This window comes from Bacillus sp. PK6-013 (assembly GCF_054161445.1).
Genome location: NZ_CP096417.1, coordinates 175686 through 189788, shown reverse-complemented (window position 1 = coordinate 189788; position 14103 = coordinate 175686). Strand labels below are relative to the sequence as shown.

Genomic DNA, 14103 nt, shown 5'->3' with positions numbered 1-14103 from the left:
AAGATAAGAGATCCAAAAGGAGGAATTCCGATGAGCATACTTGTTGTCGGGGGAGCCGGTTATATCGGTTCCCACGCCGTTTACACGTTAATTGAGAAAAAAGAAAAAGTCGTCGTTGTGGATTCCCTGGCAACGGGACACGCAGAAGCCGTTCACCCCGAAGCTGCGTTTTATGAAGGGAATATTCGCGACCGGCATTTTCTCAAGCAAGTATTTGAAAATGAGGACATTGAAGCCGTCATGCATTTCGCAGCATCACCTATTCCATTACAGTCGAATCGCGTTTTTTCTTCTTTCAACGAAAACATGACAGGCATGGAAACACTGCTTGAGGTGATGAAAGAATACGATGTCGGCCGGATCGTTTTTGCATCAAGCGTTGCGGTCTACGGCTGTCCGCAGAACCTCCCTGTCATAGAAGAAACCGAACCAGAACCCGTTCACCCGCACGGGAAGGTCAAATGGATGATGGAGAAAATGCTGATGGAAGCGGAAAAAGCGTACGGTCTGAAATATGTGATCCTCCGCTCCTTCAATGCGTGCGGCGCCCACCCATCTGTCATCATCGGCGAAGACCGGGGAAGTGAAACACATCTCATTTCCAATGTTCTGCGAACCGCTCTCGGACACCTTCCTTTTGTTCACATAGATCACCCTGAAAACGGAACAGGCTTCCGCGATTATGTTCACGTTCAGGATTTGGCAGAAGCACACGTGCTCGCCATCAGCCATTTGCGGAAAGGCAGGGATAGCCGAATCTACAATCTCAGCTATGGCGAAAGCTACTCCGCTGAACAAATCATCCTTGCCGCCCAATATGTCACAGGCATTCCTCTTATCGCCGCAAAGCTGACAGAAACGGACATCGACTCACAAGCAACATTTGCCGCTTCTTCCTCCAGAGCCAAAAAAGAATTAGGCTGGACTCCAAAGCACAACAGCCTGATCGCAATCATCCGCGACGCCTGGAACTGGCACTCTGCGAATCCGAATGGGTATACGTCGGAGAAGGTGAGGCAAGGGTGAAAAATGAACTGCACCCCTATCGTTAGGCAGTGTCTAACGATGGAGGTGCGTTTTTTTCTCCATCGTCTTTGCGGTAGTTGGTGATCATCGGCAGGCCATTGAAATGTTTTTATTTGAATTGCAAAAATGACAGAAGGCTTATCCCACTTTTGTGGCCTACCTTTGTCAAATAAGAAAAGGACTGAATAAAAACTCTTCAGTCCCTCTATGATTCAATTCCTAAATCAACTAAGTAAGCCGTTGGCTGTTGTTTACTTTTTTGTAAATCGATTAGTACATTAACAGCTCCTGCTGTCCCAATTGTCTTCCCATGATAGGAAATATACAAAACTACATAATCTTTATTAAAATAATGAATATTAGCTATCCTTGCATCGCCCGCATTAAAATCCATCTCTTTCGCAATTTGTTTGAAGTCAATCTTAAATTGAGCTTCATATTTGTCATTTCCTTTTAAATAATTATCCACGGTTTGTATCTGTTGAATACCATCAGCCATTACATTTGTTTCTTTTTCTTTTGCTCCGTTAATATAAACATATTTACCGTCTTCGCTCAGAATATCAGTGTCTTTAATTTTCCGGACTTTATTCGTCTTTTTTTCGAAAATGTATTTACCGAATAACTTACGATATGATCCATCCTTCGTTACATTTGAAAAAACGGATAAGTATTCCTTCAGTTTCCCAGACTCAATTGTTGCATTTAACTCATCTTCCTTGACAATCCGGTATTGTGAAAAATCTCCTTTTAAAAAAAGATAATATATTTGTCTGTCCCCGAAGTCACCATTTTTAAATTTTTCATATACGTCTACTTGTATAAGCATGCTGTCTTTGCTAACAGCTGTTAACGCCAGATGTACTTTTTTACCCTTAGCTGATGGAAACTCTATTTTTTTTTCTCCGCTTTTTGTTTTCACTTTTAGAACATTCTTTTTATCTAATGTCATTTCCGGCAGATTATGTTCAAGTTTATTGTGGATAAGTTTTTCTTTAGTTAGAAATTCAGTTGTTTTCAAATCATGTAATTTTGTTGCAGGATATTTTTTAGCTGAAAGAAAAGGTCTGTAAAAATCCTCTAGTTCCTCATCGCTATATTGATAGTACCGTAGCCCCTTTTTATCACTGCGCATGATCGTATATGTACTATTTTGATAACTAAGAGTTGCATCTGTCGCTAAGTCTAGTTCATGTCTCATAAATTCTCCAAATGCTGGACTGTCTTCTTTCGGTAAGCCTTTTTTATAGTTGACTTCCTGAACATCATCTTTGCCGCAGCCGGTGATGGTGAGGAGCAGAAATACCATTAAAAAAAATATACTTATAAACCCTTTCTTTTTCATCGATCTTCTCCTATTCTGCTTCTTTTTTGTTAACCTCTCGAATTAAGTCTACAAATTCAGAGTCTTCAACTTCATAAATATGTCCAGGATTGGTGACACCGAAACCTTTTACTTCTATTTCTGGCTTTTTATCAATGAGATCACCTAATATGTCCCCATGTTGACTTTCAACTGAAACGATATCATCACTGTTTATTTTATGTTTTCCGCTTGCGGTATAGTAAGGGGAAAAACTCACAGTATCCTCTGTTCTGTATCCCGCCGCAGCGGTAATGTCCATTTTCTGTAGCTTTTGATAGACTTCAGGATTGGCAGATTTCAAATGATTAATGTCTTCAGTCATCGCTTCACTGTCCATATCAGTGTAGGCATTACTGTAGTTTTTTCCATTATCATTGTTTTTGTTATCTTCATTAAAATCTAAATAATCACTCGTATTCATAGTATCTCTTCCAGCAGCATTGTCTGCAATCCAGCGTGCTCTATTAGCACCGGTAGCTAAGAGATTTTTATCATATGGCGTTCCGATTGTTGTTATGCTCCGCACATGGTCAGAGTAATCCATCGCAAATTGCAGTGATCTTCTTCCGCCATAGCTGTGGCCAAACATATCGATCTTTGTTGTATCATTCATCAACCCCATCTCATTTAACTTTTCTGCTAAATCGTCACTTGTTGCTTGCCGATGCTCATTTGGTTCATTTGTGTCATAAACAATATGGAGACGACCGTTTGTGTTGAAATATTCAAGACCTTTTATTTCTTCATAGGTTTCCTTTGTGTATATTTTTCCATATTCGTCAATAAAATAGTATTCATAAACATATTCGTTTTTTTCATTTTTCGTAATACGAACGATAAGGTCACCCTTCTGCGCAGCATCTTTTACACTTTTATAGAAACCATTCCCACTATCCTCAATCCCATGCACATAAACCGAAACATTCTTATAATCCGAAAAATCGCCTTTCACATGATTAACCGAATTATACAAGATTGAGATGTCTGTCAAGGCTTCGCGCATTGGGGCGCGGTGGGTGCGGGCGACATTGCTGAAATCTTGTTCCACCTGATCAAGGCCATTTTTTAGATTCTCGTATTGGCTAATTAAAAGAACGACGTCACTCGTAATATTGTTGCGTTTCTGTATGTCTTCCGGTGAGGGGTCTTCCATAGACTCAAACTTGCGTCTGGCATTCTCCTGACAATCTTTTAAATCCTTTATCCAATCGTTGATTTCCGATTTGATATCCGCCACATTAAAATTCATGACGTTTTTTGATACAAAGTTCGGAAGTTCTTTATTTTCTATCGAAATCCATATTTTATTAAAAGCTTCAAGCAAACGGCTGGATTGAGCATGCTGCAGCATTCGATTAGCTCTTCTTTCATGGCTTTTGATAATATTTGTGATTTCTGGCTCTCTATTATAATATGCCATAACTCTAGTTCCCTTCCATCATTTCACTCTTTGCAGTTGTTGTGAGATTACGTTATCGACGCGCTTTAATTCCTTAATGATGTTTTTGGCGTTTGCCGAAAGTTCTTTGACTCTTTTTTTAAGCTCCGTCATGATCGATTTGATGTGCGACTTTGCATCAGACCAGACGTCATCGAATTTTTCCCACGGAAACTCTGTTTCATACATCATTTCTCTGAGCATTGTGTCAAAATGGTGCAAAACTTCATCTAATGTAGATAGATTTGATTCAAACTTTCCGGTTGCCTGGTGTAACGATTCACCGTTTACTTTAATTTCACTTTGAACTCTTTCAGCCGAAAATGTATGGTTTCTTTCCGATCTTGACTGCGGCTGAACATTGGCCGGTTTGTCGGATTCGTCCGTTAGTTCGACCGCTTTTGCAAAACACCGCACACTGTCTGCAAAATATAATAAACAGCTGCTCGCTTTACCGAAAAAGTTGATGTTGTCACTCATTTTTTTCTGCAGCGCTGCGGCGGCTTTTCCGCTGTGCCTGTCTAATTCTTCACGAAAAAACACCATGTTCTCAAATACATGGCTAAAGGCGTTTTCCAGCTGACTAATGGTCCCCGCTGCCTTATGTGAAAGTTCTTTGTTGAAACGAAAATGTCCCATCGTCATTGCTCCTTATTTTCGTTTTTTCCTGCTTCAGCTTCTGTTAGCAACTCATCAAGCTGCAATTCTTTTTGATCTACATATCCGTAATGGTACACAACTTCTATATCATGTTTATTAAATAAAACTAGCTGCTCTTTCGGATCGGTAAAACCGTTTGGATAGTCGACAGCTGCATAATCTCTGATGACATGGTTTGTCTCAGAAAACATTTGCCGCCCGATGATAAGCAGACGTCTTGAATCATTATGTAAGCCGACAACACTGCCGACAGGAAGATAGTTCTTTTTTAATAGCATAATTGATTATCCCTCTTTTTCTCTGAAATTGGACATATATACAAGTTGTAAAAACATAGGAAAATCATAGCAAAAAAGTTTCGTTTTATTCAATGAACTAAAGAACCATGAAGTTTTACCTATTCAAATTAAAGACTTTTGATTTAATGTTCGCTCTTTATGTAAGGCTTGTCGGTGTCATTAGTATGTTACGTGAGACCTTAGCACTGAAACGATTCATCATACTTACGGAACCTTACAGATAAAGTTTCACAAAAAAACCGCCATAGTAGGCGGCGGCATCATGAAATATAAAGCGCAATCGCTTACGATTCTCCTCTAATAAAAAGAATCTTATCTCCTTCCATTTTTCGTCTGTTGTTCTGTGCATGGTGACTTCCCGCTTGAAAAGCCGGCTTTCTCTCAGAGGATTTGCTGTGCATCTCTCAATATGCAACCTTCTTTAGAAGTGACTTCATTTAAAAAACTATTGTGAAAATATATTTTTAGCTTGAATTTTACACAAACTCGAGATAAAATACAGTCAAAATAATAGAAGCTCACTTCTTGTATATAATCAGTAATAGGGTCTGATTGTTTCTACCTGGCAACCGTAAATCGCCAGACTACAAGGAAGTTTGAATAGATTTGATCATGTAAAAAGTGTATTGCGCAAACAATATATCTATTTTTTATTTGCTCTTATTTTTCATGCTTTCTTTATCGGAACCCATGAAAAGTAAGAGCTTTTTTATTTTCAAAAAACATTCGGGAGTTGGCATCATGTATTTTCTCATTAACATTTTAGGCATTTTCATTGTCATGTCCGTGATTTATTTTTGTTCCCCGCGAAAGAAAAGCGTAAAATGGAGGCCGATTCTCTCCCTTTTCATCGTTGAGCTTTTGGTGACTTGGTTTATGCTTGGGACAAAAATCGGCGGATGGGCCATCAACCTGATCGCCTCTTTCTTTTCGTGGCTGATCGCTTGTGCAAGCGACGGTATTGCGTTTGCCTTTCCGTCAGTGATGGGCAATGAAACCGTTGACTTTTTCTTCAGCGCCTTGCTGCCGATTATCTTTGTGGTGACATTTTTTGATATACTGGCTTATTTCGGAATTTTAACATGGATGATTGATAAGATCGGCTGGGTGATTTCGAAAGTCTCGCGCCTTCCTAAATTAGAAAGTTTCTTTTCGATTCAAATGATGTTTCTGGGGAATACTGAAGCGCTCGCCGTGATTCGCGGGCAATTGGCCGTATTAAAGGACAACCGCCTGCTGACGTTCGGCATTATGAGCATGAGCAGTATCAGCGGATCGATTCTCGGTTCTTATTTAACGATGGTTCCTGCAACATACGTATTTACAGCGATTCCATTGAATTGCTTAAATGCGTTGATCTTGGCCAGCATTTTAAACCCGGTAGAAGTCACTAAGGATGAAGACATCATTTACGTACCGCCAAAAGAAGAGAAAAAGGACTTTTTCTCAACGATTTCAAACAGCATGATGGTCGGAATGAACATGGTCATCGTCATTCTCACCATGGTCATCGGATATGTCGCTTTAACCTCATGTTTGAACGGAATGTTGGGGTTGATCATGGACGGTTTGACGATTCAAAAAATCTTTTCTTACATCTTCAGTCCGTTCGCATTCCTGCTTGGACTGGCGCCGGGTGACGCGATGTATGTCGCACAGCTGATGGGGATGAAACTCGCAACAAACGAATTCGTCGCGATGATGGATTTAAAAACGCAGCTAGATGCGATTTCGCCCCATACAGCCGCCGTGGCCACAACATTTTTGACGTCGTTTGCCAACTTCAGTACGATCGGAATGATCTATGGAACATACAATTCCTTATTTAACGGAGAAAAATCAGCGATTATCGGAAGAAATGTGTGGAAGCTCCTTGTCAGCGGAATAGCGGTGTCACTGTTGAGCGCGGGGATTGTCGGGCTGTTTGTGTGGTAGAAAAATAGAGTAAAAGGGCAGGCATTTAGCCTGCCTCTTTTTTTATTAAACTTGTCTATCCCAATGGCGGTGCCCGCCGATCGCTTCGACCAGCTTTTTGCCGAAGTCGTCTTTGCTCTTATCATCGCGAGAGGTGATAATGCCCGGCTGTGCTGCCGCGTGGGACCCGGCGGCGGACAGCAGGAGATCGATCCCTTTGCCTGCGGCTCCGATCGCTTTATAATGTCCGAATGCTTCATTGATAAAATCCGATGCGGCTTTATGCAATTGCAGGCGTTCAATGCTTTCTTGGCCGCCCGGAATATAAACGGCATCGTACAGCACGGAATCGACCGTCTGCAAAGTGTTACCGACTTCTATTTCTGTACCGCCGGTCCCTTTGATCACGCCGAGTGCCGAGCTGACGATGTCCGGAATGATGTCGGCTTTTTTGAACTCTTTCAACACCCGGCTGATGTCCTCATCATCAAAACCTTGCTCTGCTAAAATGGCGACGGTCCTCGTCTGCGGCAGTTTGACCGTGTTTTCCTGGCTGAGCGCAGGGGATTTGAACGTCACATTGGAGCCTTCGTCTTTTTCAGGGGGCTCTACGCCTACACCGGCAGCGATTTGCTTGGCAAGCTCCCTGTCAACCCTGTTAAACATATGAACGACTTGGCGGCGGACGTCCTTGCTTTTGACCTTTCCGACTTCAAAGCGGAACGCCGAAATGATATGTTCTTTTTCAACGGGAGACATGCTGTTCCAAAACAGCTTCGCCTGCGAATAGTGATCATTAAAGCTTTCGCTGCGCTGGCGGATTTTTTTGCCCTCGACTTTTTCCTCGTAGTGCACATATCCGCCTTCTTCTTCTGAAGCAGGCGCCGGATCGTTGTTTTGCAGCGAATTTTTATGATAAGCGACAGGCCCTTTGTTAATCGTCATTCTGTGATAGCCGTCATACTGGTTGTTATGGAACGGACAGACCGGCCGGTTGATCGGAATTTCATGAAAGTTCGGACCTCCCAATCGGATCAGCTGTGTGTCCGTATAGGAAAAGAGCCGGCCCTGCAAAAGCGGATCGTTTGTAAAATCGATTCCCGGAACAACGTGGCCCGGATGGAAAGCGGCCTGTTCCGTTTCGGCAAAAACGTTATCCTGGTTTCGATTCAGCGTCATTTTACCGATGATCTTAACAGGAACCATTTCTTCCGGCCAAAGCTTTGTCGGATCAAGGATATCAAAGTCAAACTTGAACTCGTCTTCTTCGTCAATCATTTGCACGCCGAGCTCATACTCCACTTCATCGCCTCTTTCGATCGCTTCCCAAAGATCGCGGCGGTGATAGTCGGGATCTTTCCCGGCGATTGTCTGCGCTTCGTCCCAGACGAGCGAATGGACGCCAAGGACGGGCTTCCAGTGAAATTTAACAAAGCGCGCCTTGCCTTCTTCATTTACAAACCTGAACGTATGAACGCCGAAGCCTTCCATCATCCTGTAGCTTCGCGGAATCGCCCTGTCAGACATCGCCCACATGATCATGTGAGCCGTTTCTTCATTGTTGGCGACAAAGTCCCAAAACGTATCGTGCGCCGTAGAAGCCTGCGGCATTTCGTTATTCGGTTCCGGCTTAAAGGAATGCACCAGGTCAGGGAACTTGATGGCATCCTGAATGAAGAAAACAGGGATGTTGTTGCCGACGAGATCATAGTTCCCTTCTTCTGTATAAAACTTTGTCGCGAATCCTCTGACATCACGGACGGTATCACCCGAGCCCCTGGAACCGGCTACAGTCGAGAACCTGACAAACACCGGTGTTTTCACTGACGGATCTTGAAGAAACTTTGCTTTCGTATATTCCGTCATCGGCTCGTAAACCTGGAAATAGCCATGCGCGCCAAAACCCCTCGCATGGACGACCCGCTCCGGAATCCGTTCATGGTCGAAATGGGTCATTTTTTCACGGAAATGAAAGTCCTCCATCAGCGTCGGACCGCGCACGCCTGCTTTTAAGGAGTGCTCGTCTTCAGATACGCGTAAACCTTGGTTCGTCGTCATTTTTTTGCCCCGGTTGTCAGACCGGTACTGTTCAAGTTGCTGATCCTTGCTGTGCTCATTGACGTTGCGGCGGCCATCATTGTTATTCACTTGTCATCCCTCCCCATATTTATTCCCTATGTAGTTGATCTGGATTGCTATTTTATGATTTACCCTGTCTGTCAGCGAGTTAAACGCAACGCTCGTTAAAGGGAAATGTAATTTTAATAAATTCAAAGTTTGGACAAGAAAATGAATTAAACCGATTTTAAAGGTACACATATTTCACAATACGGGTTGCTCACCATATCACCCGTGTATTTTTCCATTATTGGTCTATTGTCCAGTTGAAATTCATTGTTTTGCAGAGATGAAAAAGTATCAGAATATGCTTTTTGAATATCTTCTGCTGTATGTTTAACATCGTAAATCAGGTATTTTCCGCCGGAAATTTCCCCTTCAAAAACTGAATCATCGACTTGATAATCATGCGGTATCACAATACAAGCATCAAATCTACACTGATCAGGAGATGTTGTTTCCGGGTTATCCTGTGGAATCGCAAACAGAATGGCAGACTCAAGAAGACCTTTTTCCTTAGCCCATTTTTTTAATGCCTCCATTACCTCAATATTGGCAGGACCGTACGGACCAACTCGTCGCATATAAGCAATACGATAGTTTGGAAGTGTTTCAACTTTGAATGTCATAGATTTTTTCTTCCTTTCCTGATTGTTGTTCGTTACGTTTCGAATGTAACATGCTTTAAAACTAATTACATTTACATTTTTAAAATTTTCTGTAAATTTTAAAAATGATCATTTTCACAACAAAAAAGAGGATATTCAGAGATCATCTGAACATCCTCTTTCTTTGTTTAATCTAGTGTTTCGCCGTTTGAAGCAATCAAGTCTTTATACCAGTAAAAGCTTTTTTTGCGAATGCGGCGCAAGTCTTTCAAATCAAATTCGTCGCGGTTCACATAAATAAATCCGTAGCGTTTTGAACAGCCTTGATGGGTTGAAATCAAGTCGATGGCAGACCATGGGGAGTAGCCGAAAACATCGACTCCATCCGTGATCGCCAGCTGAATTTGCTTGATATGTTCCTTTAAATAATCGATGCGGTAGTCGTCATTTACGACATCTCCGTCTTCAAGCTGATCAAACGCGCCGAGGCCGTTCTCAGTGATGATCAGCGGCAGCTGATAGCGGTCATAGATCTCGCGCAGCGTCGAACGGAAACCGACAGGGTCGATCTCCCAGCCAAATGCGTTTTTCTTTAAGTGCGGATTGCTGCTTCCCCTGTATACGCCTTCTTCTCCCGTCTGCAAATGCTGGTCGCCGCCTCGGGCAGCCGTGTCGCTGCCGTCATCCCTGCTCGCTTCAGCCGTTTGCGACGTATAGTAGTTAAACGCGATAAAGTCCGGCTTGGCTGACCGCAGAATATCCATATCTCCTTCGGCGATGACCGGTGTGCAGTCTTTTTCTTTCATATATGCCCATGCCGTTGTATTGTACCGTCCGAATACGGCCATATCCAAGTAAAGCCAGTTGCGGATCGCATTATAGTTAAAAGCCGCCAGCACGTCCTCCGGTTTCGAAGAAGCAGGATAGATGAGCGCGATATTCGGCGCAGGGCCGATTTTCGCTTCCGGCAGCATCTCATGGCAAAGCTTGATCGCTTTTGCCTGTGCGACAAGCATGTGATGGTTTTGCTGATATAGCTCTTTTTTCGGGTTTTCCAAGTTTGGATCAAGTGTGCCGAGTGCAGATCCGTGGAGAATCATCATATTTTGCTCGTTGATGGTCAGCCAGTATTTGACGCGGTCTCCGTAGCTTTCAAAAAGGATTCTCGCATACTTTTCAAAGGCGTCAATCGTGGCCCTGTCCGACCAGCCGCCTTTTTTCTGCAAAGCATTCGGCAGATCAAAGTGGTACATCGTAACAATCGGTTCGATTCCATATTTCAGGAGTTCATCGATCAAACGGCTGTAAAATTCGATGCCCTTCGGATTAATATCGCCGTCCCCGTCCGGAATGATGCGCGTCCAGGCAATCGAAAAACGGTACGCTTTGAAGCCCATTTCCGCAAACAAAGCGATATCTTCTTTATAGCGGTGGTAATGGTCGCTTGCGACTTTAAAATCGGTTGTCCCTTCCGGGTAGCTTTCGCGCGCATCGATGACAGAAGGCCCTTTTCCATCTTCATCCCAAGCGCCCTCCACTTGATAAGCGGAAGTAGACGCACCCCACAAAAATTCTTCCGGAAATTGAGCTAATGTTTTATATTTCATGATTATTTTCCTCCTATGGTGATGAAATTAAAGTGATGATCGGTTCTTCAGTCTTCACCTGTTTTTGATCCGTTGGAATGATATCCGTGTATTGACCGGAATTTGTAACGATGATTGGTGTTTTCACGTCAAACCCTTCTTCTTTCAAAGCGTCCAGATCGAATTCTGCGAGTATATCACCCCGTTTCACTTTTTGCCCCTGCTCGACCTTGGAATTGAAGTGCCTTCCATCGAGTCTGACCGTGTCCATTCCGATATGAATCAAAATCTCGGCTCCGCTATCCGACGTTATGCCGTATGCGTGACCCGTCGGAAATGCCGTTGTCACAGTGCCGTCCGCAGGAGCGGTGACAACGCCTTTTGACGGAAGCACCGCGATTCCTTCTCCAAGCGCCCCCGATGCGAACACCTTATCTGATACTTCTGTTAACGGCAGGACTTCTCCTTGCAAAGGGCTGCAAATTGGTTCACCGGCGCTTTTTTCAACGGGCTGCTCTTTCGTCTCCTCCACAGGGTCGTCAAAGCCGACAATGTAAGTGAGCAAAATTGATAAAACAAACGAAACTGTAATTCCGATGATAAAGCCGAGAAAGCCCGGTCCGTAAAAAATCGGAATCGTCAACAAGCCCGGAGCGCCGGAAGCGAGGGCGACACTGCCGGAGTATCCGATAATGGCTCCGCCTGCCGCCGCACTGATGACACCGCATACAAACGGCTTTTTCAGCCTGAGTGTCACCCCGTAGACGGCCGGCTCTGTAATCCCGAATATCCCGGTAACGGCAGCAGATCCTGCCAATGCCTTCAACTTCTTGTTTTTCGTCTTCAGCATGACACCAAACGCAGCTCCTGTTTGGGCAAAGACGGCGGCTGCCGTCGCCGGTTTGATGTAGTCCTTGCCGTGGACGGCAATGTTGTTCAAAATGACAGGGACGATCCCCCAGTGAATGCCGAAGATGACAAGGATTTGCCATAAGGCCGCGATAATCGCTCCTGCCAGAATCGGGCTGAAATCAAAAACGGACAGAATCGCCGCCGCAATCCCGTTTCCTGTGTAAACACCGAGCGGTCCGAATACGATCAAAGTTAACGGCACCATCACCGTCAGGCATAATAAAGGGGTGATAAAGTTCTTCACGCTTTCATGAATAAAGCGCATACATAATCTTTCAAGATAGCTCATTACAAATACGGCAAGGATAATCGGGATAACGGTCGACGTATAATTCATCAAGACGACCGGAATGCCGAAAAACTCCGTCTGGGCGCCGCTGTTTTTCAGTTCGAGTATCGTTGGATAGATCAGCGCCCCGGCAATCGTCAGCGCTATGAACGGGTTCGCTCCAAATTTTTTGGCGGCCGTAACGGCGAGCAGCAAAGGCAGGAAATAAAACAGGCTGTCGGCTGCCGCGTATAGAATCGTATATGTCGTCTCTTCCGGCGAGAGCCAGCCGGCGTTTGTGCAAATCAAAAGCAGGCCTTTTAAAATCCCCGCTCCTGCCATGACGCCGAGCAGCGGAGTGAAAATGCTAGATACGATATCTACTAATCTACCGGTGAGGCTTCCTTTCTCTTTTTGGCTGTGATCGGCCGCAGAACCTTCCAACAGTTGAGAGATCCGGCCGATTTCTTTATAGACTTCAGGAACGTTATTGCCGATAACGACTTGAAATTGTCCGCCGCTCTCCACTACGGTTACCACGCCATCCGTATTTTCAAGCGCTTCCCTGTCTGCTTTGGAACGATCTTTCAGTTTGAAGCGAAGCCTTGTCGCGCAATGGACAAGCGATACAACGTTCTTCTCCCCGCCGACGCGCTCCAGAATTTCTTTTGCCATTGATTGAACATCCATCGTTGATCATCTCCTGTCTCTCCTAAAGCCCTATCAAGCTGTTAAAAAATAAAAAACCTAAACTAAAGCCTGTACAAAGAAGGCTTAGTTTAGGTTTTGCCTGCCGAACAGTAACAATCCCGTTTTAAGACATCAAGTAAATAAAAAAACCTAAATCACTGTGAAACAAGGGCATAAGAGTGCCGCTTCACAGTCATTTAGGTTTTGCCTGCATGATCAGTAACAATCCTAACAACCTGTATAAGTTGATGTAAGTAAAAAGTAGCATACATTTATCCAATTGTCAACGCTTTCATTTTAGCATCATCCTCTATTTTTGATGAACGACCCGCTCGATATGAATCGTCAAATACAGAAGCTCTTCGTTTGTCAGCTGATGACCGTATTCTTTTTCGATGTACTGTCTGATTTTATTAGTGCAGACATACGCGTCGCGGTACTTATTTTTGACGGTTTCAAATAAAAAGTCGTCCCGGCTTTCCATATAGGCTCCGCTGAACAGCCGCTGCGCGAAAAATTTCAAATGGGTAATGAAGCGGTAATAGTGAAGCGATTCTTCATCAAAATCGATATGAAAGTGATATTTGACGATGCTTAAAATCTCCTGCATGACTTTCGTAATATTGACGATGTTCGGCATTTCTTCATTCAGCTCGGCGTTTACGATATGGAGTGCGATAAAAGCGGCTTCATCCTCCGGAAGAGCTGTCCCCGTCTTCTTTTCAATGATGGCCAGCGCCTCTTTGCCGATGGCGAACTCATCTTTATACAGCCGTTTTGTCTCCCAAAGCAGGGCGTTTTTAATATCCAGACCCTTTTTATGCCGTTCGACGGCGAAATGAATATGGTCGGTCAGCGAGACATAAATGCTGTCATTCAGCTTCTTGCCGAGCTTTAATTTCGCATAGGAGATAATTTCTTCAGACATTTCCATAAATTCGATCGGAATTTCGTCCAACAGCGTCTTAAATCTTTCTGATACATCTTTATTATCAAGCCTGAAAATCTTCTCGATTCTCGATTCATCCACCGCTTCCCCAGGCTTTTTTTGAAAAGCGATTCCCCTGCCCATGACCACTAATTCCTGACCCTGTTCATTTAAAACACTGATCACATTGTTGTTGATCACTTTGGCAATTTTCACATCGCGCCACTCCCATCTTGTAAGGGGATTTTTTATATTTCTTTTTTCATATGGTACACATTGATTGTACAATC

General features: G+C 43.7%; 11 protein-coding genes and 1 riboswitch. Of the genes, 2 read left to right on the top strand and 9 right to left on the bottom strand.

Annotated elements, in window-relative coordinates:
* The first annotated feature begins 30 nt into the window (after positions 1-30).
* A complete protein-coding gene (gene galE / locus M1E03_RS00915; RefSeq protein WP_103749443.1) occupies positions 31-1026 on the top strand; it encodes a UDP-glucose 4-epimerase GalE in 996 nt (331 codons plus the stop codon).
* 205 nt (positions 1027-1231) lie between these two features.
* Here galE and M1E03_RS00910 read toward each other — a convergent pair whose 3' ends face one another.
* The 4 genes from M1E03_RS00910 to M1E03_RS00895 are packed head-to-tail and all read right to left on the bottom strand — an operon-like array spanning position 1232 to position 4768.
* The gene (locus M1E03_RS00910; protein WP_026580341.1) at positions 1232-2371 is read right to left on the bottom strand and encodes a hypothetical protein; all 1140 of its coding nucleotides are present in this window, start codon (positions 2369-2371) and stop codon (positions 1232-1234) included.
* 10 nt (positions 2372-2381) lie between these two features.
* Positions 2382-3812, bottom strand: a complete 1431-nt coding sequence (locus M1E03_RS00905; protein ID WP_026580342.1) for an alpha/beta hydrolase — start codon at positions 3810-3812, stop codon at positions 2382-2384.
* Positions 3813-3830: 18 nt separating this feature from the next.
* On the bottom strand, positions 3831-4469 hold the full coding sequence (locus tag M1E03_RS00900) for a hypothetical protein (RefSeq protein WP_026580343.1): 639 nt from the start codon (positions 4467-4469) through the stop codon (positions 3831-3833).
* A gap of 2 nt (positions 4470-4471) precedes the next feature.
* Positions 4472-4768 (bottom strand): DUF4176 domain-containing protein, encoded by a 297-nt coding sequence (locus M1E03_RS00895; protein ID WP_025810558.1) that lies wholly within the window; start codon positions 4766-4768, stop codon positions 4472-4474.
* Positions 4769-5294: 526 nt separating this feature from the next.
* A riboswitch (purine riboswitch) is annotated at positions 5295-5396 on the top strand.
* A gap of 134 nt (positions 5397-5530) precedes the next feature.
* Here M1E03_RS00895 and M1E03_RS00890 point away from each other — a divergent pair.
* Entirely contained in the window at positions 5531-6724 is a 1194-nt protein-coding gene (locus M1E03_RS00890) for a nucleoside transporter C-terminal domain-containing protein (RefSeq protein WP_411220956.1), read from the top strand.
* Between the two features lie 45 nt (positions 6725-6769).
* Here the strand turns inward: M1E03_RS00890 and M1E03_RS00885 are convergent, their stop codons facing one another.
* The 5 genes from M1E03_RS00885 to licT form a co-directional block, all read right to left on the bottom strand.
* A complete protein-coding gene (locus M1E03_RS00885) occupies positions 6770-8851 on the bottom strand; it encodes a catalase (protein WP_026580345.1) in 2082 nt (693 codons plus the stop codon).
* 146 nt (positions 8852-8997) lie between these two features.
* Complete coding sequence (locus M1E03_RS00880) at positions 8998-9450, bottom strand: AraC family transcriptional regulator (RefSeq protein WP_026580346.1); 453 nt, start codon at positions 9448-9450, stop codon at positions 8998-9000.
* A gap of 167 nt (positions 9451-9617) precedes the next feature.
* Positions 9618-11036: a glycoside hydrolase family 1 protein gene (locus tag M1E03_RS00875; protein WP_020453496.1), complete on the bottom strand. Its 1419-nt coding sequence runs from the start codon at positions 11034-11036 to the stop codon at positions 9618-9620.
* Positions 11037-11049: 13 nt separating this feature from the next.
* On the bottom strand, positions 11050-12885 hold the full coding sequence (locus M1E03_RS00870; RefSeq protein WP_458110617.1) for a PTS beta-glucoside transporter subunit IIBCA: 1836 nt from the start codon (positions 12883-12885) through the stop codon (positions 11050-11052).
* Between the two features lie 310 nt (positions 12886-13195).
* On the bottom strand, positions 13196-14029 hold the full coding sequence (gene licT / locus M1E03_RS00865; protein WP_020453498.1) for a BglG family transcription antiterminator LicT: 834 nt from the start codon (positions 14027-14029) through the stop codon (positions 13196-13198).
* Between the last annotated feature and the right edge of the window lie 74 nt (positions 14030-14103).

What these genes read in the sequence shown, in the direction of transcription:
- M1E03_RS00905 (WP_026580342.1), bottom strand. Translation starts at nt 3,812, where the DNA reads ATGGCATATTATAATAGAGAGCCAGAAATCACAAATATTATCAAAAGC.
- M1E03_RS00870 (WP_458110617.1), bottom strand. Translation starts at nt 12,885, where the DNA reads ATGGATGTTCAATCAATGGCAAAAGAAATTCTGGAGCGCGTCGGCGGG.
- galE (WP_103749443.1), top strand. Translation starts at nt 31, where the DNA reads ATGAGCATACTTGTTGTCGGGGGAGCCGGTTATATCGGTTCCCACGCC.
- M1E03_RS00890 (WP_411220956.1), top strand. Translation starts at nt 5,531, where the DNA reads ATGTATTTTCTCATTAACATTTTAGGCATTTTCATTGTCATGTCCGTG.
- M1E03_RS00880 (WP_026580346.1), bottom strand. Translation starts at nt 9,450, where the DNA reads ATGACATTCAAAGTTGAAACACTTCCAAACTATCGTATTGCTTATATG.
- M1E03_RS00910 (WP_026580341.1), bottom strand. Translation starts at nt 2,371, where the DNA reads ATGAAAAAGAAAGGGTTTATAAGTATATTTTTTTTAATGGTATTTCTG.
- M1E03_RS00900 (WP_026580343.1), bottom strand. Translation starts at nt 4,469, where the DNA reads ATGGGACATTTTCGTTTCAACAAAGAACTTTCACATAAGGCAGCGGGG.
- M1E03_RS00875 (WP_020453496.1), bottom strand. Translation starts at nt 11,036, where the DNA reads ATGAAATATAAAACATTAGCTCAATTTCCGGAAGAATTTTTGTGGGGT.
- M1E03_RS00895 (WP_025810558.1), bottom strand. Translation starts at nt 4,768, where the DNA reads ATGCTATTAAAAAAGAACTATCTTCCTGTCGGCAGTGTTGTCGGCTTA.